At 66.5% G+C, this 20,927-nt stretch carries 20 protein-coding genes and 1 pseudogene; 10 read left to right on the top strand and 11 right to left on the bottom strand.

The genetic code is table 11. From position 1 onward, the window contains the following. Positions 1 to 108: 108 nt before the first annotated feature. Genes leuS through holA form a run of 3 tightly spaced genes read left to right on the top strand, consistent with a single transcriptional unit; the run spans position 109 to position 4,284 of the window. Positions 109 to 2,673 carry a leucine--tRNA ligase gene (gene leuS, locus Q0982_RS15145; RefSeq protein WP_299396899.1) on the top strand — a complete coding sequence of 855 codons (2,565 nt, stop codon included), beginning with the start codon at positions 109 to 111 and terminating at the stop codon, positions 2,671 to 2,673. Positions 2,674 to 2,718: 45 nt separating this feature from the next. Continuing rightward, entirely contained in the window at positions 2,719 to 3,201 is a 483-nt protein-coding gene (gene lptE / locus Q0982_RS15140; RefSeq protein WP_299396898.1) for an LPS assembly lipoprotein LptE, read from the top strand. Between the two features lie 42 nt (positions 3,202 to 3,243). After that, positions 3,244 to 4,284 (top strand): DNA polymerase III subunit delta, encoded by a 1,041-nt coding sequence (gene holA / locus Q0982_RS15135; protein WP_299396896.1) that lies wholly within the window; start codon positions 3,244 to 3,246, stop codon positions 4,282 to 4,284. Between the two features lie 73 nt (positions 4,285 to 4,357). On the opposite strand, the gene Q0982_RS15130 is transcribed toward holA, so the two are convergent. The 6 genes from Q0982_RS15130 to Q0982_RS15105 all read right to left on the bottom strand — a co-directional run bounded on the left by Q0982_RS15130 (position 4,358) and on the right by Q0982_RS15105 (position 10,823). Next, on the bottom strand, positions 4,358 to 5,287 hold the full coding sequence (locus tag Q0982_RS15130; protein ID WP_299396894.1) for a ParB/RepB/Spo0J family partition protein: 930 nt from the start codon (positions 5,285 to 5,287) through the stop codon (positions 4,358 to 4,360). A gap of 167 nt (positions 5,288 to 5,454) precedes the next feature. Next, complete coding sequence (locus tag Q0982_RS15125; RefSeq protein ID WP_299396913.1) at positions 5,455 to 6,270, bottom strand: ParA family protein; 816 nt, start codon at positions 6,268 to 6,270, stop codon at positions 5,455 to 5,457. Between the two features lie 35 nt (positions 6,271 to 6,305). Then, positions 6,306 to 6,971 (bottom strand): 16S rRNA (guanine(527)-N(7))-methyltransferase RsmG, encoded by a 666-nt coding sequence (rsmG, locus tag Q0982_RS15120; RefSeq protein ID WP_299396893.1) that lies wholly within the window; start codon positions 6,969 to 6,971, stop codon positions 6,306 to 6,308. An 18-nt stretch (positions 6,972 to 6,989) separates the two neighbouring features. After that, positions 6,990 to 8,900, bottom strand: a complete 1,911-nt coding sequence (gene mnmG, locus Q0982_RS15115) for a tRNA uridine-5-carboxymethylaminomethyl(34) synthesis enzyme MnmG (RefSeq protein ID WP_299396891.1) — start codon at positions 8,898 to 8,900, stop codon at positions 6,990 to 6,992. A 130-nt stretch (positions 8,901 to 9,030) separates the two neighbouring features. Then, entirely contained in the window at positions 9,031 to 10,500 is a 1,470-nt protein-coding gene (gene mnmE, locus Q0982_RS15110) for a tRNA uridine-5-carboxymethylaminomethyl(34) synthesis GTPase MnmE (RefSeq protein WP_299396889.1), read from the bottom strand. Between the two features lie 68 nt (positions 10,501 to 10,568). After that, a complete protein-coding gene (locus tag Q0982_RS15105) occupies positions 10,569 to 10,823 on the bottom strand; it encodes a DUF6489 family protein (RefSeq protein ID WP_299396888.1) in 255 nt (84 codons plus the stop codon). A gap of 329 nt (positions 10,824 to 11,152) precedes the next feature. On the opposite strand from Q0982_RS15105, the gene Q0982_RS15100 reads away from it, so the two are divergent. The 5 genes from Q0982_RS15100 (at position 11,153) to Q0982_RS15080 (ending at position 16,082) form a co-directional block, all read left to right on the top strand. Continuing rightward, positions 11,153 to 13,279, top strand: coding sequence for a thioredoxin domain-containing protein (locus Q0982_RS15100; protein WP_299396886.1), 2,127 nt, complete (start codon positions 11,153 to 11,155; stop codon positions 13,277 to 13,279). Then, positions 13,276 to 13,764, top strand: a complete 489-nt coding sequence (locus tag Q0982_RS15095; RefSeq protein ID WP_299396885.1) for a methylated-DNA--[protein]-cysteine S-methyltransferase — start codon at positions 13,276 to 13,278, stop codon at positions 13,762 to 13,764. The genes Q0982_RS15100 and Q0982_RS15095 overlap by 4 nt, the downstream gene beginning before the upstream one ends. 118 nt (positions 13,765 to 13,882) lie before the next feature. Further along, positions 13,883 to 14,575: a dienelactone hydrolase family protein gene (locus tag Q0982_RS15090; RefSeq protein ID WP_299396883.1), complete on the top strand. Its 693-nt coding sequence runs from the start codon at positions 13,883 to 13,885 to the stop codon at positions 14,573 to 14,575. Between the two features lie 14 nt (positions 14,576 to 14,589). Further along, positions 14,590 to 15,567 (top strand): quinone oxidoreductase, encoded by a 978-nt coding sequence (locus tag Q0982_RS15085; protein ID WP_299396882.1) that lies wholly within the window; start codon positions 14,590 to 14,592, stop codon positions 15,565 to 15,567. A 131-nt stretch (positions 15,568 to 15,698) separates the two neighbouring features. Continuing rightward, positions 15,699 to 16,082: a hypothetical protein gene (locus tag Q0982_RS15080; protein WP_299396880.1), complete on the top strand. Its 384-nt coding sequence runs from the start codon at positions 15,699 to 15,701 to the stop codon at positions 16,080 to 16,082. A 34-nt stretch (positions 16,083 to 16,116) separates the two neighbouring features. Here Q0982_RS15080 and Q0982_RS15075 read toward each other — a convergent pair whose 3' ends face one another. Both Q0982_RS15075 and Q0982_RS15070 read right to left on the bottom strand, forming a co-directional pair. Further along, complete coding sequence (locus Q0982_RS15075; RefSeq protein WP_299396879.1) at positions 16,117 to 17,448, bottom strand: sigma-54-dependent Fis family transcriptional regulator; 1,332 nt, start codon at positions 17,446 to 17,448, stop codon at positions 16,117 to 16,119. A 16-nt stretch (positions 17,449 to 17,464) separates the two neighbouring features. Further along, on the bottom strand, positions 17,465 to 18,019 hold the full coding sequence (locus Q0982_RS15070; protein ID WP_299396877.1) for a heme NO-binding domain-containing protein: 555 nt from the start codon (positions 18,017 to 18,019) through the stop codon (positions 17,465 to 17,467). Between the two features lie 282 nt (positions 18,020 to 18,301). On the opposite strand from Q0982_RS15070, the gene Q0982_RS15065 reads away from it, so the two are divergent. Next, positions 18,302 to 18,715: a globin family protein gene (locus Q0982_RS15065; RefSeq protein ID WP_299396876.1), complete on the top strand. Its 414-nt coding sequence runs from the start codon at positions 18,302 to 18,304 to the stop codon at positions 18,713 to 18,715. A 57-nt stretch (positions 18,716 to 18,772) separates the two neighbouring features. Here Q0982_RS15065 and Q0982_RS15060 read toward each other — a convergent pair whose 3' ends face one another. Together Q0982_RS15060 and Q0982_RS15055 are read right to left on the bottom strand one after the other, a co-directional pair. Continuing rightward, positions 18,773 to 19,102, bottom strand: coding sequence for a multidrug efflux SMR transporter (locus tag Q0982_RS15060; RefSeq protein ID WP_299396874.1), 330 nt, complete (start codon positions 19,100 to 19,102; stop codon positions 18,773 to 18,775). Positions 19,103 to 19,110: 8 nt separating this feature from the next. Further along, a complete protein-coding gene (locus Q0982_RS15055) occupies positions 19,111 to 19,734 on the bottom strand; it encodes a TetR/AcrR family transcriptional regulator (protein ID WP_299396873.1) in 624 nt (207 codons plus the stop codon). A gap of 195 nt (positions 19,735 to 19,929) precedes the next feature. On the opposite strand from Q0982_RS15055, the gene Q0982_RS15050 reads away from it, so the two are divergent. Beyond that, positions 19,930 to 20,574, top strand: a complete 645-nt coding sequence (locus Q0982_RS15050; RefSeq protein WP_299396871.1) for a hypothetical protein — start codon at positions 19,930 to 19,932, stop codon at positions 20,572 to 20,574. A 100-nt stretch (positions 20,575 to 20,674) separates the two neighbouring features. Here Q0982_RS15050 and Q0982_RS15045 read toward each other — a convergent pair. Then, positions 20,675 to 20,927, bottom strand: a pseudogene (locus Q0982_RS15045) (transcription termination factor Rho); the annotation flags it as partial.

Below are 20,927 nucleotides of genomic sequence, written 5' to 3'. Positions count from 1 at the left end.
TCTGAAGACGGCAGAGTCGAAGACTGCCCCCTTAAAGACTCATCCACCCGCAGCCTGAAGCTCCCCGAAAAGCAACCGTCTTGAACCCTTGATCCGCGACCACCCCAAATGAGCCGATACAACGCAAAAGAATTCGAAGCGAAGTGGCAGAAGCGCTGGGAGGACGCGAACTGCTTTGCGGTGCAGGAAGAGCCTGGGCGTGAAAAGTACTACGTGCTGGAGATGTTTCCCTACCCGTCGGGAAAGATCCACATGGGGCACGTACGCAATTACACCATCGGCGACGTCATCGCCCGCTACAAGCGCGCCAAGGGCTTCAACGTGCTGCACCCGATGGGCTGGGATGCCTTCGGGCTGCCGGCTGAGAACGCGGCGATGCGGCGCGGCATTCATCCGGCGCGCTGGACCTATGACAACATCGCCACCATGCGCGGCCAGTTGAAGCTGATGGGCCTGTCGATCGACTGGGACCGCGAGATCGCCACCTGTCATCCCGGCTATTACGCCCAGCAGCAGAAGCTCTTCGCCGCCTTCATGAGGGCCGGCCTGGTCTATCGACGCGAGTCCGAGGTGAACTGGGACCCGGTGGACCACACCGTGCTGGCCAACGAACAGGTGATCGACGGGCGCGGCTGGCGCTCCGGGGCGCTGATCGAACGCCGCAAGCTGGCGCAGTGGTTCTTCAGCATCACGTCCTTCTCCGACGAACTGCTGGATGCCCTCGACGACTTGGAGCGCTGGCCCGAAAAGGTCCGCCTCATGCAGCGCAACTGGATCGGCCGTTCTGAGGGGGCGACGATCCGCTTCGAGATCATTGGCCGCGACGACCCCCTGACGGTGTTCACCACCCGCCCGGACACCCTGTTCGGTGCTTCTTTCTGTGCGCTGTCGCCGAGCCATCCCCTGGCCGCCGAGATTGCCGCCCAGAATCCTGATGCTCAGGACTTCATCGACGCCTGCAACCGCCTGGGCACCAGCGAGGAGGCCATCGAAAAGGCCGAGAAGCAGGGCTTCGATACCGGGCTGACCGTGCGCCATCCCTTCCGGCCGGATCAGACGCTGCCGGTCTACATCGCCAACTTCGTGCTGATGGAATACGGCAGCGGCGCCATCTTCGGTTGCCCGGCCCATGACCAGCGCGACCTGGACTTCGCCCGCAAATACGGCCTGCCGGTCATCCCGGTGGTGCTGCCGGAGGGCGAGGACGCCGCGGCCTTCACGATCGGCGACGAGGCCTATACCGGCGACGGACTGGCCATCAACTCGGAGTTTCTGGACGGCCTGGGTGTCGAGGCAGCCAAGCGGACGGCCATCGATCGCCTTGCGGCGGACGGACGCGGCGAGAGCACCATTCAGTACCGGTTGCGGGACTGGGGCATCTCGCGCCAGCGCTACTGGGGCTGCCCGATCCCCGTCGTTCACTGCCCGACCTGCGGCGCGGTGCCGGTGCCAGACGACCAGCTGCCGGTGGTCCTGCCGGAGGACGTCACTTTCGACAAGCCGGGCAATCCGCTGGCCCACCACCCGACCTGGAAGCACACACGCTGTCCGAAGTGCGGCGGCGCCGCGGAGCGCGACACCGACACCATGGACACCTTCGTCGACTCCGCCTGGTACTTCGCACGTTTCTGCAGCCCGCGCGCCGAAGAACCCATGACCCGCGAAGCGGTCGACTACTGGCTGCCCGTGGACCAGTACATCGGCGGCGTCGAGCACGCCATCCTGCACCTGCTCTATGCACGCTTCTTCACGCGCGCCCTGGCAAAGGTCGGTCAGGTGGCGGTGCAGGAGCCCTTCGCCGGGCTCTTTACCCAGGGTATGGTCTGCCACGAGACCTACAAGGACCAGGACGGCAACTGGCTCTATCCGGAAGAGATCGAAAAGCTGGCCGACGGCACCGCGCGGCGGATCGAAGGCCAGGGCCCGGTCACGGTGGGCCGCTCGGAATCCATGAGCAAGTCGAAGAACAATGTGGTGGACCCGGAGGCCATCATCGGAACCTACGGCGCCGATACGGCGCGCTGGTTCATGCTCTCCGACAGCCCGCCGGAGCGCGACATGGAGTGGACCGACGCCGGCGTCGAAGGGGCCTGGCGCTTCACGCAGCGGCTCTGGCGGTTGGTGATCGAGAACCTGGATCACATGGCGGCCGCGGGCACGCCGGTGCCGGCGACCCTGGGCGGCCCGACCCTCGACATGCGCCGGGCCGTGCACAAGACCGTGCAGGCCTTCGGCGACGACATCGAGAAGTTCCGCTTCAACCGTGCGGTGGCGCGGATCCACGAGATCGCCAACACGCTCTCCGGGTTCCAGCCTGCCAAAGACGACGGCCGCTTTGTGCTGCGTGAGGCCTGCGAGCTGCTCGTCCGCCTCATCGGGCCGATGATGCCGCACCTGGCCGAGGAGTTGTGGGAGCGGCTGGGGTATCAGGACTTCCTGGCCGACCAGCCCTGGCCGGAGGCCGAGGCGGCGCTGGTGGCCGACGCGCAGGTGGTGCTGGCGGTGCAGGTGAACGGCAAGAAGCGGGCGACCGTGTCTCTGCCGATGGATGCACCCGAAGATCAGGCGCAGGCGTTGGCACTGGCCGAGCCGGCCGTGCAGCGGGCGATGGACGGAAAAGCCGCGCGCAAGGTGATCGTGGTTAAGAATCGCATCGTGAACGTGGTAGTGTGAGCCATGGAGAGGTCGCGCAGGCGCTTTTGCGGAAAGATTGGACGGATGACGGCAGCGGCGGCGTTGCTGCCCCTGGCGGGCTGCGGCTTTCAGCCGCTCTATGCCGAGAACGACGCCGGTCAGACCGTCGCATCGGAACTGGCGACGATCCGCATCGAGCCACTGCGCGACCGGGTCGGCCAGCAGATGCACAACTTTCTGCGCGACCGCCTCAACCCCAATGGCCAGCCGGTCGCGCCGAACTATCAGCTGCGGCTGCGCCTCCAGGAGCAGTTGAGCGAACTGGGCGTTCGGAGGGACGAGACCGCGACCCGCGCCAATCTGAAGCTCATCGCCGATTTCTTGCTGTCTGAGACAGGCAGCGGCCTTCAGCTGCTGACCGGGCGCTCGACCTCGACCACCAGCTACGACATCCTGGAGAACCCTTTCGCCTCGACGATTTCAGAGCGCGACGCGCGCGAGCGGGCGCTGCGCGAGGTGGCCGACGACATCCAGACCCGCCTTGCCGTCTTTTTCAACACCGCTTGAAGACCCTCGGCACTGCCGGGCCGCGAGCCGGGGAGGCGACAGGTGAAGCTGACCGGCGCCGCATTGCAGCGCTTTCTGGCCGAACCTGACAGCGCGCAGTCCGCTGTCCTGGTGTTCGGACCGGACGCAGGGCTGCGCCGCGAACATGTCGCGCGGCTTCGCAAGGCCGTTGCCGGAGAGCCCGCCGATCCGTTTTGTGTCTCCGAGCTTACGGGCGCCCAGATCAAGGACGATCCGGCCGGTTTGGCCGACGAGGCGGCGGCCCTGACCTTCGGCGGCGGACGCCGCTTCGTGCAGGTCCGCGATGCCGGCGACGCCGTAACGGCGATCGTGAAGACCTTCCTCGACGCCGGCCCGACAGAGGCGCTCGTGGTGTTCGAGGCGGCAGACCTGCCGGCGCGCTCGAGCCTGCGCAAGCTTTTCGAAGGGCACAAGGCGGGGGCGGCCATCGCCTGCTATCACGACGACCACCGCAGTCTCGGCGGCGTGGTGCGCGACTTCTTCGCCGAGGCCGGCGTCGGGATCGACCGAGATGCGGCGGAGTTCCTAGCGGCACATCTTGGTGGCGACCGGCAACTGACGCGCCGGGAGCTTGAGAAGGTTCTGCTGTACAAGGGGACGGCCGAAGGAGCGGTCACTTTGGACGACGTGATGCTCTGCGTCGGGGACTCGGCGCTGCTGGGTCTGGACGACCTGGCGATGGCGACCGCAGGGGGAGACCTGCCGGGACTGGAGCGCGGCCTCGGGCGATGCTTCCTGGAAGGAAGCAATCCGGTGAGCCTGCTGCGGGCCGTCGCGCGCCACTTTCAGAGGCTGCATCAGGTCGCCGGCGCCGTTGCCGCCGGCAGCAGCGTCGACCAGGCCATGAAGGGCCTGCGTCCGCCGGTGTTCTGGAAATCAGCGGCGGGCTTCAAGGCTCAGGCGGGGACCTGGAGGCCGCCAGCGCTGACGGCGGCGATGGAGAAGCTTCTGGAGGCGGAAGCGGCCTGCAAGCGCAGCGGTGCCCCGGCGGAGAGTCTGGCCGCCCGCGCCCTCTTGGAAATTGCCGCCAATGCCCCAGGGCGCCGCCGGCGACAAGCCTGACGTCAAACCAGAGGGAAGCGGGACCGGAAGCGGCGCGACGTGCCGTTGCCAATGCCGATGAGACGGATCGGCGCTAGGCCCGCTCGCCGGCCGGCGGCATCTGGTTCAGGCGGTGGAGGACGTCGTCGAGCTGTTCGAGTGTCTTGTAGTGGATGGTCAACGAGCCGCCGCTGCCGTGAAACTTGATGCTCACCTTGAGGCCGAGGAGCGCGGTGAGATCGCGCTCCAGGGCGATGGTGTCGCTGTCCTTGGCCGGTTCTTCGGCGCCGCCGCCCGCGCCTTTGCGCGATTTCTGGGCGGGACCGGCCTTGGCCTCCTGCACCAGCCGCTCAGCCTGGCGCACGTTCAGCCCCTTGCTGACGATTTCCGCCGCCAGGTCCTCGGGCGCCTCGCAGCCCACCAGCGTCCGCGCATGGCCGGCCGAAAGCTTACCGTCCATCACCATCGCCTTGACCGACTCCGGCAGGCCCAGCAATCGGAGTGTATTGGCGATGTGGCTGCGGCTCTTGCCAAGCAGCTTCGCCAGCTCATCCTGGGTGTGCTGAAACTCCTCGAGAAGCCGTCGGTACCCTTCCGCCTCTTCAATTGGGGTCAGGTCTTGTCTTTGGACATTCTCGACGATGGCCAGTTCGAGGGATTCCGCATCGGTCAGCTCGCGGATGACCACCGGCACTTCATGGAGTTTGGCGATCTGAGCGGCGCGCCAGCGGCGCTCGCCGGCGACGATTTCGAATTCGCTCGGCCGGTCCGGGTGGCGCCGCACGAGGATCGGCTGAAGGATTCCCTGGGCCTTGACCGATTCCGCCAGCGCCGCCACGGCATCCTTGTCAAAGACCTGGCGCGGCTGGTATCGCCCGGGATGCAGGTGCTCGACCGGAACAGCTTTCGTCGAGCGCACCTTGTCCAGCGAGGCGTAGTCCTCGTTCTCTTCGCCGAACAACGCGGCGAGGCCGCGCCCAAGGTTGGTCTTCTTCCCTTGGTCCGATGATGCTCCGTCTGTCATGGCCTTCACTTCCCCGAAACGGCGGCTCCCCCAAGCCTCATGCCGACAGCGCCCACTCCATAGAGGGCCGCCGGCGCGTGTCGCTGATCATCCGATGCCTCACCCGCACGATCATTTCGCTCACGAAACGATAACGTGCCTGCCGGTGCCGTCAAGACACCATGCCGTCAAGACACCATCGCGGTGCGGCCGGGCAGGCTGTCTTCGCGCTGGAGAATTTCCCGCGCCAAACGCACATAGGCTTGGGAACCTGCGCAGCGCAGATCGTAAAGCAGGACCGGCTTGCCGTGGGACGGCGCCTCCGACACCCGCACGTTGCGGGGGATGACCGTCTGGTAGACCCTTTCGCCCAGGTGACCGCGCACATCCGCCGCCACCATCTCACAGAGATTGTTGCGCCGATCGAACATGGTGAGCACGACGCCTTGCAACGTGAGGCCCGGATTCAGGCCCCGCTGCACCCTCTCAATGGTGCGCATGAGATGGCTCAAGCCTTCCAGCGCATAGAACTCCGCCTGCAGCGGCACCAGCACCGCATCGGCAGCCACCAGCGCATTGAGGGTCAAGAGGCCCAGCGCCGGCGGACAGTCGATCAGCACGAAGTCGTAGCGCCCGCGCGCGCGGTCCACCGCATGCTTGAGCCGGTACTCACGCCGGTCCAGGGCAATCAGCTCCAACTCGGCGCCGGAAAGCTCAACCCCGGAGGGAACGATATCCATCCCCGGCACCAGGGTCGGGGTTTCTGCCTCCTCTAGCGCCAGATCCTCCACCAGGAGCTGGTAGACTCCCTGGCTGCGCTTTTCCGGGGCGATGCCAAGCCCGGTGCTGGCGTTGCCCTGCGGGTCCATATCGACAATCAGCACGCGCTTGCCGCAGGCGGCCAGCGCGGTGGCCAGATTGACGGTCGTGGTGGTTTTGCCGACGCCGCCCTTCTGGTTGGCGACGGCCAGCACCCGGGTGTCCACCGGGGCCGGTGTGATCACCCCGTGCTCCGGACGCTCATCAACATGTTGTAGGTTCAAGACGCGCCATCCTCAACAGATAGAAGTTTGAGACGCAGAATCGTTCCTTCTGGATCGGTCTTGCTCTCAAAGCGCTCGATTCGCAGTCTCCATGTTTTGCAAGCTTCGGTCAATTCCAGATCGGCCGTCCGGCCCTTCAGAAACAGGCCCACAGCGCTTTCTTGTCCACAGCCGGGGGCCAAAAACGGTTCAGAGAGGGTGAGAATCTTCGTGAGGGGTGCGAAGGCCCGGCAGGTCACGACATCGACCGGAAAGAGTTCCACCGCTTCGATCCGTGCCGCGTGCACCGTGGCCTCTGCGCCGGTTTCCCGGACGACTTCGCGCAGAAACACCGCCTTGCGCTGATCCGACTCGACCAGATGGACGTGGCCGCAGCCCATCAGGGCCAGCACGAGACCGGGAAAGCCGCCGCCGGACCCGAGGTCCAGGATAACCCGCCTGCGGTCCCCCGGCGCCGGCGGCAGGTGCGCGGCAAGCTGGGCGGAATCGAGGAAATGACGGCGCCAGAGGTCCGGCAGACTGCGCGGGCTGATCAGATTGATCGCGGCGGTCCACTTGGTGAGAAGGGCCGCATACCGTTCAAATTTGTCCTGTGTTTCACGTGAAACATCGAGGATGCGCTGGAAGTCAGCCGCCGCCAGCCGCTCGGGATCCCGTCCCATGGCCCCTCCCCGGCCCGGCTAGGCAGCCGACTCCCGGGAACCGGACCCGCCGGCCGGCCGCTTGCGCACATGGCGCAGCAAGGCCATGACCGCCGCCGGGGTCACGCCGGGAGTGCGCGCCGCCGCGCCCAGGGTTTCCGGCCGGGACTGGCTCAGGATCTGGCGCACTTCCGCCGAAAGCCCGCCGATCGCCTGATAGTCCAGATCTGCGGGCAGTAGGAGCGCTTCGTCCTTCCGGAACGCCCTGACATCAGCCTCCTGCCGCTCCATGTAGCCTTGATAGCGGCCTTCGATCTCAACCTGACGGGCGACATCGGCCGGGATCGTCTGCAGTTCCGGCCAGATCGCGGCAAGCGTCTCCAGCGTCAGCGCCGGATAGCGCAGCAGCGCATAGGCGCTGCGCTTCACGCCGTCCTGATTGATGGCCACTCCCCGGGCGGCCAGCGCATTGGGCGTGATCGTCAGCCCCTCGGTCAGGGCGCGGGCGCTGGACAGAGCCTCGACCTTGCGCGCAAAGGCCTCCTGGCGCGCGGGCCCGATGCAGCCGAGCGCCAGACCCAGCGGGGTCAGGCGCTGATCCGCATTGTCGGCCCGCAGGCGCAGCCGGTATTCGGCCCGGCTGGTGAACATGCGGTAGGGCTCGCTGACGCCGCGCGTCACCAGATCGTCGATCAGAACGCCGATGTAAGCCTGGGAGCGGTCGAGGACAAAGGGGTCCACCCGGCGATCCGACCCGCCTGCTCCGGCCTGCAGCGCCGCGTTCAGACCGGCCATCAGGCCCTGGGCCGCGGCCTCCTCATAACCGGTCGTCCCGTTGATCTGCCCGGCCAGGAAGAGGCCCGGCATCCGGCGGGTCTCCAAGGCGGCGCTCAGTTCCCGCGGGTCGACGTAGTCGTACTCGATGGCGTAGCCCGGCTGCAGGATGGTCGCCCGCTCCAGCCCGGGGATCGTCTTCAGCAGGGCGCTTTGGACATCTTCCGGCAACGAGGTCGAGATGCCATTGGGGTAGACCGTGTGATCGTCGAGACCCTCCGGCTCCAGGAAGATCTGATGGCGCGTCTTGTCGGCGAAGCGCACCACCTTGTCCTCGATGGAGGGACAGTAGCGCGGTCCGACGGAGTCGATCTGACCTGAGTACAGGGGCGCGCGATGCAGGTTGTCGCGGATCAGCGCATGGCCGTCTTCGGAGGTGTGGGTGATGTGACAGGCGATCTGTGGCTGGGTAATGGTCGCCGTCAGCGTGGAGAAGGGCTCCGGCGGATCGTCTCCGGGCTGCACCGTCAGGCCGTCGGTGTCGATGGTCCGGCCGTCGAGCCGCGGTGGCGTTCCGGTCTTCAAACGGCCGAGCCGAAAGCCGGCGCGCTCCAAGGTGGCGGCCAGGCCGACCGCGGGCGCCTCGCCGACACGCCCTGCCGGGATCCGCCGCTCGCCGATGTGAATAAGGCCGCGCAGAAAGGTGCCGGTGGTCAGGACCACCGCCGCGGCGCGGATTGTTTTCCCGGCGTCGGTGGTCACGCCGCAACACCGCCCCTCGGCATCAAGGACCAGATCCTCCACCGCCGCCTCGTGGATCCGCAGATCCGGCTGCGCCGCGAGCCGCGCCTGCATGGCCTCTCGGTAAAGCTTGCGGTCGGCCTGCGCGCGCGGTCCGCGCACCGCCGGTCCCTTGCTGGCATTCAGCACCCGGAACTGGATTCCGCCCGCATCGGCCACCTGGCCCATGACACCGTCCAGGGCATCGATCTCCCGAACCAGGTGCCCTTTGCCCAGGCCGCCGATGGCCGGGTTGCAGGACATCACGCCGATGCTGTCTTTCCGGTGTGTGACCAGAAGGGTGCGCGCACCGAGCCGTGCCGCGGCCGCGGCCGCCTCGCAGCCGGCATGGCCGCCGCCGACCACAATCACATCCACCGAGAAATCCTGCGCCATTGGCTCTCTGCTCCCGTGTCGGCGCGGGTTATATCAGGCCTGCGGCAGGAGGCAAACCATTGACCCCGACCGGACCGGCAGGCCGCTGCTCAGTTTACCATGTTTCACGTGAAACACCGGTGCCGACACATCATTTGCCAATGCAGAAGTCCTGAAACACAATATCTAGTAGGTCCTCCACATCCACGCGGCCGCTCACCCGGCCCAGGGCGCGCACCGCCAGGCGCAGTTCCTCGGCCCGCAGCTCCGGCAACGCGGCGGATGCCATGCGCTCCAGCGCCGTGACGCAATCCTCAAGGGCACGCCTTTGCCGGGCCCGGGTGATTTCCGCCGTTCCGCCTTCGAAACGTTCTTCGGCATGGCGGATCAGGGCCGCAAGCAGGGCGTCGAGCCCGGCGCCGCTGCGGGCCGAGACCACAAGAGGGGCCGCACGCGGACCCGTCCCGTCCCTGCCCTCGGCCTCGGCTGCCGCGGCCAGTCTTTCAGCCGCCCTCACCGCCTCCGCCGGCGACACCCGGTCCGCCTTGTTGAGCACCAGGAGACTGCGGTCGTCCGCAAACGCCAGCAGATTGCCGTCCGGGCCCGGGCCCGCCGCGGACCGCTCCGCTTCCAGATCGAACACCAGCACCTTCAGGTCGGCCGCCTCGGCGCGCCGGCGGGCGCGGGCCATGCCCTCTCGTTCGATATGCCAGTGCGCCTGCGCCACCGCCGCAGGATTGGAACCGCCGACCGCCGCCGCCGGCCGCTCGGCGGCCAACGCCCGCAGCCCGGCGGTGTCGGCCAGAGTGACCGGGTAGCCCCCCAAATCCAGATGGACCTCGATGACGTCGCGGGTGGTCCCTGCAGTCTCCGAGACGATCGCCACCTCGCGCTCCGCCAGCGCGTTGAGGAGAGACGACTTCCCGGCGTTGGGCGGCCCCAGGATCACCGCCGCCAGCCCCTCGCGCAGCCGCTCCCCGCGGCGCCCGTCGGCCAGCGCCTCGCGGACCTCCGCCGCTACGGCTTGGGCGGCGGCCAATGCCTCCCCCTCCATCGCCTCCGGCAGCTCCTCCTCGGCAAAGTCGATCGCCGCCTCGGCATAGGCCAGCACCCGGGTCAGCCGCCCCGCCCAGTCGGCCGTGCGCCGCGCCAGCCCGCCCTCCATCTGACGCAAGGCCTGGCGGCGCTGGGCCTCGGTCTCGGCGTCGATCAGATCGGCAAGCCCTTCCACTTCGGTCAGGTCCAGCTTACCGCCGTCAAAGGCGCGCCGGGTGAACTCCCCCGGCTCCGCCGGCCGCAACCCGGGTTGCGCCGCGAGACACTGCAGCACGGCGGCGATCACCGCCCGCCCGCCATGGACATGCAGCTCCGCCATGTCCTCGCCGGTGAAACTGCCGGGCTGCGGAAACCACAGCACCAGCCCCCGGTCGATGGGCCGCCCGTCGGCCGGGTCGCAGAGCCGCCGGAGGCTGGCGCGGCGCGGCACCGGCAGATCGGCCCCGGTGAGCGCCCGCAGGGCAGCCCCCGCCTGCGGCCCCGAGAGCCGCACCACCGCCACGCCGGCCCTGCCGGACGCCGTTGAGGGCGCAAAAATAGTCTCTGCCTGGAGAGAATTATTCATTTTACTCTTATTTCCACAGGAACAGCATATGCGATTACTTGATCTATACTGTATTCCCTTGGATCTAACTATTCGCCCGAAGGTTTGTCCCGGGCCGTTTTTGTCATCTGCGACCAGAATGCTTTCTGCATCTGCTCCCAGCCCTGGATACCCGCCGGCAGCCAGGTCTTGAAGAGCTGCTCCGGTTCCATCGCCGCCAGGCTCGCCATCATGCGCTTCTGCATCTCGTCCATGACGGCCTTCTGCATCGGTCCCACATCAGGCAGGCCGAGGAAGGCACGCGCCTCCTCGGGCGTGCATTCGATGTCGATATGGATCTTCATGGCTGCCTTATCCCTTCGTTCTTTGCCGCGCTCGGCGCCCGATGCCGCAAGCCTGATTCCAGACCCGGGCCCAGTGGCCCCGGCGGCGCAGTCTTTCGCCCGGAGACTATGGTTCGCACACTATGGCCCGAACGCAATGCAGAGCGCCTCTTCCGAAACAGATTTTCCCTAGACATTTCATGGTTGAGCCAAGGGGCCTTTGCCACCCATATAGAGGTCAGTCTTCGCACCCGGCAAGTGGGGAGGACGCGGGCTTCGGCGTCTCCTGCCCCACGGTCCGCTGCTCCGCCGCCGCCCCTCCGCCCCATCCAGCGCAGAAGGACCCCGCCTTGACCGAGACCCTCCCTTCCAAAGATCAGGACGGCGCCAAAAATCAGGACGGCGGAGGCCAGGCGGACGACCAAGCTTCGACCAACCGTCTGGGCGAAGAGACCAGCCCCTATCTGCTGCAGCACCGCGACAATCCGGTGGCCTGGAAGGCCTGGGGCGACGAGGCCTTCGAGGAAGCTCGAAAGACCGGCAAGCCCGTCCTGCTCTCGGTCGGCTACGCGGCCTGCCACTGGTGCCATGTCATGGCCCACGAATGCTTCGAGGACCCGGAGATCGCGGCGCTGATGAACCGGCTCTTCGTCAACATCAAGGTCGACCGCGAGGAGCGGCCGGACGTCGACACCATCTACCAGACCGCGCTGGCGCTGCTGGGCGAACAGGGGGGCTGGCCACTGACCATGTTCCTCACGCCGCGGGGCGAGCCCTTCTGGGGCGGCACCTACTTCCCGCCGACGCCGCGCTTTGGCCGGCCCGGCTTTCCCCATGTGCTGCAGGGCATTGCGGAGGTCTACGCCACCGACAGCGCCCGGGTCGAAAACAACACCAAAGCCCTGAAGGACGCGCTCGCCCGGCTGTCGGAAAACCAGTCCGGCCCCGGCGTCGCCCTGGCGACGATCGATCAGATCGCCGAGCACCTGGCCGGGGAATTCGATCCGGAGCTGGGTGGCATCCGCGGCGCGCCGAAGTTTCCGCAGCCCGCGATCATGAAGCTGCTGTGGCGGGCCTGGAAGCGCGGCGGCGAAAAATCCCTGTTCCAGGCCTGTGACACCACCCTCACACAGATGTGCCAGGGCGGCATCTACGACCACCTGGGCGGCGGCTTCGCCCGCTACTCCGTGGATGCGCGCTGGCTGGTGCCGCACTTCGAGAAGATGCTCTACGACAACGCCCAGCTCCTGGAGATCCTGGCCTGGGCCTGGCAGGACAGCGGCAATCCGCTTTACGAGCAGCGCATCCGCGAGACTGTCGCCTGGACGCTTAGGGAGATGATCGCCGATGCGGACGGCGGCGGGCAGTCCCCCAGCGGTGCCTTCGCCGCGACGCTCGACGCCGACAGCGAGGGCGAGGAAGGCAAGTTCTACGTCTGGCAGGAAGCCGAGGTCGACGAGGTGCTGGGCGCCGAGGCCGCTCTCTTCAAGGCTCACTACGACGTCGGGCGTTACGGCAACTGGGAAGGCAAGACCATCCTCAACCGCTCCGCCGCGCCGGAGCTCGCCGATGCCGACACCGAAGCCCGCTTGGCGGCGGCCAGGGACAAGCTGCTGGCGCGCCGCGACGGGCGCATCCGGCCCGGCTGGGACGACAAGGTGCTGGCCGACTGGAACGGCCTGATGATCGCCGCCCTCGCCGAACTCGGACCGCTGTTCGGGGAAGCGGACTGGCTGGCCGCCGCCGAAGAGGCCTTTGCTTTCGTCTGCCGAGAGATGGAGCGTGACGGGCGCCTCTATCACAGTTGGCGCCATGGCCGCCTGAAGCATCCCGCCACCCTCGACGACTATGCGAACATGGCCGCCGCCGCCGTGGCGCTGTTCGAGGCGACGGCCAAGCGGCCCTATATGGATCAGGCGGAAACCTGGGTCGACGTGCTCGACCGCCATTATTGGGACCCGGCCGCCGGCGGCTACTTCCTCACCGCCGACGATACGCCCGGCCTGATCGTGCGCACCAAGAACGCCCACGACAACGCGGTACCATCCGGCAACGGCACGATCCTCGGCGTGCTCGCCAGACTCTTCTACCTCACCGGCAAGGACGCCTACCGCGCGCGGGCCGACGCCCTGGTCGAGGCCTTTGGGGGCGAAGTGAACCGTAACTTCTTTCCGCTCGCCACGCTCTTGAGCAATGTGGAGCTTCTCGGGTCCGCCACCCAGGTCGTCATCATCGGAGAGCGCGAGGCCGAAGAGACGCAAGCCCTGATCGCCGCCGCCCGCAAGACCTCTGTGCCGAACCGGATCCTCATGACACTGGAGCCCGGTGCAGCACTGCCCGACAGCCACCCCGCCTTCGGCAAGACCCAAAGCGGCAATCGCGCGACAGCCTTCGTCTGCCACGGGCCGACCTGTTCCCTGCCGATCACAGAGGCCGAGGGCCTGGCCCGCGCACTCGGCGGCAACACCGCGTCATGACCCGCCGGCACCGCAGCCTCGATACGCCCACCGGCCCGCTGCGCGTGACCGAGGAAGACGGCACCATCGTGCAGGTGACCTGGACCGCCAAGCGCGCAAGCGGAGCGGATGATGCATCGGCGCTGCTCGACAACGCGGCGGAACAGATCGCAGCCTACTTCGCCGGCGCTCTGCGCGTCTTCGATCTGCCGCTGAAACCCAGCGGCAGTGTGTTTCAGCGGGCGGTCTGGGAAGAGATGCTGCGCATCCCCTACGGCGAGACGCGTTCCTACGGCGATCTGGCCGCGGCGACCGGCGGCGTTGCCCGCGCCGTGGGTGGCGCCTGCGGTGCCAACCCCATTCCCATCCTCATTCCCTGCCACCGGGTGCTGGCGGCCGACCGGGCGCTCGGCGGTTTCTCCGGCGGCCGCGGCGGCGAGACCAAAGCCGAACTCCTCACTCTCGAAGGCGCCTGGCCGATCCAGCACAGCCTGCTTTTTTCCTAAGCCTGCTTTTCCCGGGAGATCGCAATCTCCCGCGCAGGCGTGATGACAGGCGTCGCCGCCGCGAGATAAGCTCTGCTCAAAATCAAAGTCTGATGCATCACTTCAAGGGGGACATCCCATGCCGGAAGTAAACATCGAAGGCAAAGACGGCAGCTTCATGGTCTACGTCGCGACTCCGGAGGTCACGCCGGCGCCGGGCATCGTCGTTGCGCAGGAAATCTTCGGCGTCAATCAGGTGATGCGCGAGACCTGCGACTGGCTGGCAGGCCAGGGCTTCGTCGCCGCCTGTCCCGATCTTTTCTGGCGCATCGAACCCGGCATCCAGCTCACCGACCAAAGCCAGGCGGAATGGGACCGCGCTTTCGAACTCTTCGGGCTCTTCGATGTCGACAAGGGCATCGAGGACCTGAAGACGACCCTGGGCATGTTGAACGCGCACACGGTCTCCAACGGGAAATCCGGCACCCTGGGCTATTGCCTGGGCGGCAAGCTGGCCTACCTCATGGCCACACGCTCCGACGCCGATGCCAACGTCGGCTACTACGGCGTCGGCCTGGGCGACCTCCTGGGCGAGGCCGGCAGTATCAGCCATCCCCTGATGCTGCACATCGCCGAGAAGGATCAGTTCTCCTCCGCCGAGGAAATCGCGAAGGTGCAGGAGGGTCTGGCCGGCAACGATCAAGTGACGGTCCATGTCTACGAAGGCCAGGACCACGCCTTCGCCCGCAAGGGCGGCCAGCACTACGATGCTGCGTCGGCCGAGCTGGCCAATCAGCGCACCATCGAGTTCTTCAAACAGGCGCTGGCCTAGGAGGGAACGCAGCCATGACCAAAGCCGTCCGCATTCACGGACCCGGCGGGCCCGAGGCCCTGGTCTACGAAGACGTCGAGGTGCCCGCCCCGGGCGCCGGCGAGGTCCTGATCGAACAGACCGCCTGCGGCCTCAATTACATCGACGTCTACCACCGCAACGGTCTCTATCCCCTGGCCGCTCTGCCCGCGGTCATCGGCATGGAGGGGGCGGGAACCGTTGCCGCGGTGGGCGACGGCGTCACCGCCTTTCAGCCCGGCGACCGTGTCGCCTATGCCGACGCCCCGCCGGGCGCTTATGCCGAAGCGCGTCTCATGCCCTGGCACCGCCTCGTGAAGCTGCCCGATGCGATCAGCGACCAGCAGGCCGCCGCGATGATGCTGCAGGGCATGACAGTGGAGTACCTGATCCGCCGCACCTACGCGGTGCAGCCCGGCGATACGGTGCTGTTCCACGCCGCCGCCGGCGGCGTCGGCCTCATCGCCTGCCAGTGGCTGGACCATCTGGGCGCCACCGTCATCGGCACCGTGGGCTCGGAGGAGAAGGCGGCGCTCGCCAAGGCGCATGGCTGCCACCACACCATCAACTACCGCGAAGAGGACTTCACCGCGCGGGTGCGCGAACTGACCGAGGGTGCCGGCGTGCCGGTGGTTTACGATTCCATCGGCAAGGATACCTTCGAAGGCTCGCTGGACTGCCTCAGGCCGCGCGGCCTGATGGTGAGCTTCGGCAATGCCTCCGGCCCGGTGCCGCCCTTCAATCCGGCCGTCCTCGGCCAGAAGGGTTCGCTCTATCTCACCCGGCCCAGTCTGCTCAACTACAATGTCCAGCGCGAAGAGCTGGAGGCCTCCGCCGCCGCGCTCTTCGAGGTGGTGACAGCGGGCAAGGTGAAGATCGAGGTGAACCAGACCTATCCCTTGAGCGAGACCGCCCAGGCCCACCGCGACCTGGAGGCCCGCAAGACCACCGGCTCGACGGTGCTGTTGCCATAGAGGGTCTTGGATAGAGGGTCTTGGGCGGAGCCGCCTGAGGTTCTTCTAGCATCCAGGATTTGTTTGAAGCGACGAGGCTCAGATCACCGTCGCAGACAACTTCTGTGGCGTTTTCTCAAGGTGCTCTCGGATTGGATCGCGTGATGGATGAGCGGGCATTCGGCACTCTCCTGAAGTACCTTGCAAAGATACCGGCTATCACCGGAACGATCGGACATGGTGCCAACGATGATGGATTGTGGTGGATCAAGTTCGAGATCGATATCAATCATGAGCTCGCATGGAGTGCGATCCAGGAGCTCGCGCACGTCTTGAACTACCTCTCAGTTAACGAGCGATTGCCGACTACTTTCTATCCAGTTTCACCGCCGCCCTACCTGAATGGCGGCCCAGAGTTCCTGTCCTGGGTAATCGAAAACACGGATCCCGATATGAAGCCGGGAACAGTCCAAAAGTGGTTGGAAGGGCGCTTGCCCAATCCCGTCGACAGCGTCGAAGAATGGCGTTCCAACTGACGTCGTGTTCTTGTCTGCGGCAACGCAAGATCGGTTAGCCAGCGTCCCATAGCTGCTGTGCTGAGGATCCCTTCCCGCTCCTGAGACCCGCGGCCTTGAGACGCGCGGCCAGGGTCGTCGGCTTGATGCCGAGCAGGGCCGCGGCACCGTCCGGCCCGTAGACCCTGCCGTCGCAGCGCGCAAGCGCGGCCATCATGTTGTCGCGGGTGCGGCGCTGCATCTCCTCCTCTGTGGCAACCTCCCCGGGGTCTCGCGGAGGGACCGCGCGCGGCATCGGCTGTGCATCGGCGGAGAACGCTAGCCGCAACGGACCGCCGCGCGCCGTGATGACCGCCCGCTCGATGATGTTCTGCAGCTCGCGGACGTTGCCCGGCCAGTCGTAGCACTCAAGCTGGCGCAGGGCATCCGGCGTCAGGCCTGCGCGCGGCAGGTGGAACCGCGCGCAGGCGCGCTCCAGGAACAGCGTCGCCAGCAGGGCGATGTCGTCCTTGCGGTGGCGCAGCGGGGCAAGCTCGATGGGAAAGACGTTGAGGCGGTAGTAGAGGTCCGGGCGAAAGCGGTCCGCCTCCATCTCCCGGGCGAGGTCCCGGTTGGTGGCGGCGATGATGCGGACGTCGATCCTGCGGGTGCGGTTCTCGCCGACCCGTTCGAACTCCCCCTCCTGCAGAGCACGCAGCAGCTTGCTCTGCAGCGCCTGGGGAATCTCCGAGACCTCGTCGAGGAAAAGCGTGCCGCCGTCGGCAAGCTCGAAGCGGCCCATGCGGTCCTGCGCCGCGCCGGTGAAGGCGCCCTTGCGGTGGCCGAAGAACTCGCTTTCGAAAAGCTCGCGCGGAACCGACGCGCAGTTGACGCTGACCATGGGCCGGTCCTTGCGCGGGCTGTCCGCGTGAATGGCACGGGCAACCAGTTCCTTTCCCGTCCCCGACTCGCCGACGATCAGGACGCCGGCGTCGGTCGGCGCCACCACTGCGATCTGTTCGCGCACCTTGCGCAGCGCCAGGCTCCTACCCACCATAGGGCCGAGGGCCTTGGCGGTTTCCACTTCCTCCTGAAGATAGGCGATCTGCCGTTCGGCCCTTCGGCGTTCTTCCAGTTCGTCGTGCAGTGCGTCCTTCACCCGCCGGACCTCTTCGATCGAGCGGCGCGCGGTGGCGAGCACGAAGTTCGTCAGCATCTGCAGCTTTTCGGCGGTGTCGTCATCGCTGTCGATCTTGACGAGGAGATCGAAGCGACCGCCGACGGTCAGGCAGAGTTGATCGGCAATCCGCTCGATGAGGCTGCGCAACTCCGCCTCGCCGGAGGCCCGGGTGTTTGAGGCCCGGGTGTTTGAGGCCCGGGTGTTTGAGGCCTGGGTGTTCGCTGTCATGAGCCCGCTCCTCCCTTCACGATATCCAGCGGATACGGAATTCGCATTCAGGATCCCCCCGGTGCAGACACTGCGTTTCCTCGACGTCGGCTGCGTCGCCGTAGTGGGCGATCACCCGCTGCGCCAGCGCCCGGTAAAGACGGCACAGACGGTTGGGCGAGCGGTAGTGGACGATCAGTTCCCGCTCCCGCTTCTCGATGCGGAACTTCTGGGCGACCGCCCGGCTGGCCTCGGGGTCGGTCAGGCTCGCCGCGAAGCCGTCGTGTATCTCCGGGTGACACTCCAGCAGCGCTCGCGCATCGGCACACATCGCGTACCATGTGGGGAAGCGCTTCTGCGTGTCCTCGAGGAAGGCCGCCGCCCAAAGGTCGCAGATCTCTTCCGCGCTCCGACCGAGCACGTCAACGGCCGCGGCCAGCACGCGCTGGCACTCGGTGTCGCTGTAGACTTCACTCATCCGGTAGGTGCGGCCGGCAGGCACGCCGGCCCGGCGTTTCACCTCGCCGACGGCGGCCATTCCACCTGCCGCTTCGATTGCCTGCAGCAGTGGCCTGAAGGGGTATCCCAGCATGGCGGGGATCTCCTTTCGCTCTGAGCCTGCGGCGAAGGCCGGACGCGGCATCAACAGCCTACCACAATCCCCAAGATCTTGCGGCGACACCGCAAGAACGCGTGAAAGCGCAAAATGTTGGGGTGCTGTGTGCATGCCGCACCACGCCAAAAGAGCCTGTGAATCAGGCCGTTGCCGGAGTCATACCGGGTGGTACGGATCCTGCTCTGGTCTCCCGGTCAGCCGGAAACGGCGCCAACGCGGCGTCCCGGCGTTTCTGATCTGCAGAAGGAGACCCCGTCCATGACCGAAGAAGAACGCCATCTCGTCCAGGAGAGCTGGGCGAAGGTGCAGCCGATCTCCAGCCAGGCCGCCGCCCTGTTTTATGGCCGGCTGTTCATTCTGGCCCCTGGCCTGAAGTCCTTGTTCAAAGGCGACATGACTGCACAGGGCGAACGCCTCATGCACATGATCGACACGGCGGTCGGCGGACTGGAGAACCTGGACGAACTGGTCCCGGCCCTGGAGGCGCTCGGCGAACGCCATGCCGGGTACGGCGTCACCGAAGCGGACTACGACACCGTCGCCGCCGCTTTGCTGTGGACCCTGGAACAAGGCCTGGGGGAGGCCTTCACGGAAGAGGTGAAGACTGCCTGGATCACCACTTACAACATTCTGACCGACACCATGAAGCGGGCGGCTGCTCAGGCGGCATAGGCAAGCGCGGGCTGCAGTCGACAAGGGCGTCCCCCGTTTGTCCGACTGCAGATCGCCTCAATGCACCGCGGTGTTCGAAAAGACGTTGATGACGACGACACCACCCAGAATGAGGGCGATGCCCAGAATGGCCGGCGCATCGAGGCCCTGCCGAAACACCACCACCCCGATCAGCGAGATAATGACGATGCCGACGCCGGCCCAGATCGCGTAGGCGATACCCAGAGGAATCGCGCGCAGTGCCAGGGACAGGAAGAACAGCGCAACGCCGAAGCTGACGACAGAAAGGGCGCCCAGGCCGAGGCGCGAAAAACCGTCAGACTGCTTCAGCACGCTGGTGCCGACGACCTCGGCGACGATGGCAAGAGACAGGTAGATCCAGTGCATGGCTGTTCCTATTCCCAGCTTTCCAGAAGCGTCTGCATGGCCCGGGCAACGTCGTCGATCATCGCGTCGACGCGCCCGGTTTGGGTGTTCTCGGCTTCGGTGTTCCCGTCGGTGGTCTGCAACTGCAGCGCAGCGCCGTCGATCAGGGCGATCAGAACCCGCGCGAGACCGGCACGGCGCGCCGCGTCCAGCTGCGGTGCCATGACGGCGACAAGCTGTCCAATATATCTGCGGAGCTCGCCATAGCCCTCGGCCTTCAGCCGGGCGTAGCGCGGATCGTCCAGCGCCAGAAACTCGGCGATGGCATAGACGCGGCCGGCCGGACCTGCGTAGGAACGCAGCAGGGCTTCCACAGCGTCGCGGATGCAGCGCTCAGGCGCTTTCGGGTCCCAGGCGATCTCCCGAAGAAGTGCCGCGGCCCGTTCCGTCTCCTGGACGATGACCGCCGCGATCAGGCTGTGCTTGGTGGGAAAGTAGTATTGCAGATTGCCCAGCGAGATGCCGAGGGCCTGCGCGACCCTCCGCAGCGAAACCCGGCTGTATCCGACATTGAGCAGGGCCCGCCGTGCCTCCGCCAGAATGGCTGCGCGCCGCGCTTCGCCCTTGGGCATCAGTCTTTGGGCGTCGGCCATTGCGGCGTTCCTCAAGGCGGCGGTCATCAACCATAATAGGTCGATGACCTATAATCAAGGAAGCCCCGTCCGGAGCGACAACGACCGAAGGTCCGAATACCGCCCGACGATCCATTGAACCCTAGGCCGTGACCCTCCGACCCATGAGCACCGACTGCACAGGACTTCACCGTCGGCCTGCGAAGGAGGAGAACCATGATTCACAGGACATCGAAACTCGCGCTGCCGGCGCTGGCCGCTGCAGCGCTGCTTGCTGCGGGTCTGACCGGACCGGCTGCTGCCGAGACCCAGGCGCAGGGACCGCGCCTGCTGCTCGCCCAGGCGGGCAAGGACCAACAGATCAAGCCGGTCATCCGGCGCCTGGAGAAGAAGCCGGCACGGCCGTCGCGTGGCGGCGGCGGCGTTCCCCAGGGACCCGGCAGCTTCGATTCGGAACCCCCGAAGCGGCTGCCCGATTTCGTCCTCCATCCCGGTCTTCCGGGCAGTGTGACCTCCGGCATGCCGAACACCGGCTTCTGCAAGCGCCAGAACAACCCTTATGGCCCGGCGGACACCATCGCCTTCAAGGTGCAGTTCAAGACCAACGGATCGCAGACCCCGGCCGGCGGCTGGGGCGCCAGCGAGGTGACCGTCGCCTTCACCGGCGCCGGCACGGTCTCTGTGCCTCTGGTAAGCCCGATGTGGGACGGCACGATGCCTGTGGAGGTCGAGATCCCCAATGGCTGCTACAACGTCGGCGGCTGCCAGTTCTCCATCATGATCGATCCGGCCAACATCGTTCCGGAAACCAGCAACGCCAACAACGGCACGACCAAGATCTGCGCCGCCCCGGCCGGCTGATCCCGGTCCTTCGGCCTGCGCATAAAGAACGGGCCCGGTCGCTGACCGGGCCCGCATCTTTTGCCGTCGTCCGGGCGGCCTCGGTGCCGCCGCGATACCTCTACTGATTCATCGAGTCGAAGAAGTCCTGGTTGGTCTTCTGCTGCTTCAGTTTGTCGACCAGGAACTCCACGGAATCGGTGACCCCCATGGGCATGAGGATACGGCGCAGCACCCACATCTTGGAGAGCGTGGCCTTGTCCACCAGAAGCTCTTCCTTGCGGGTGCCGGACTTGCCGATGTCGATGGCCGGGAAGGTGCGCTTGTCGGCCAGCTTGCGGTCGAGCACGATTTCCGAGTTACCGGTGCCCTTG

The sequence above is a fragment of the Pelagibius sp. genome, assembly GCF_028281305.1.
Taxonomy (GTDB): Bacteria; Pseudomonadota; Alphaproteobacteria; order Kiloniellales; family Kiloniellaceae; genus Pelagibius.
This window is presented reverse-complemented; position numbering and strand designations above follow the sequence as displayed.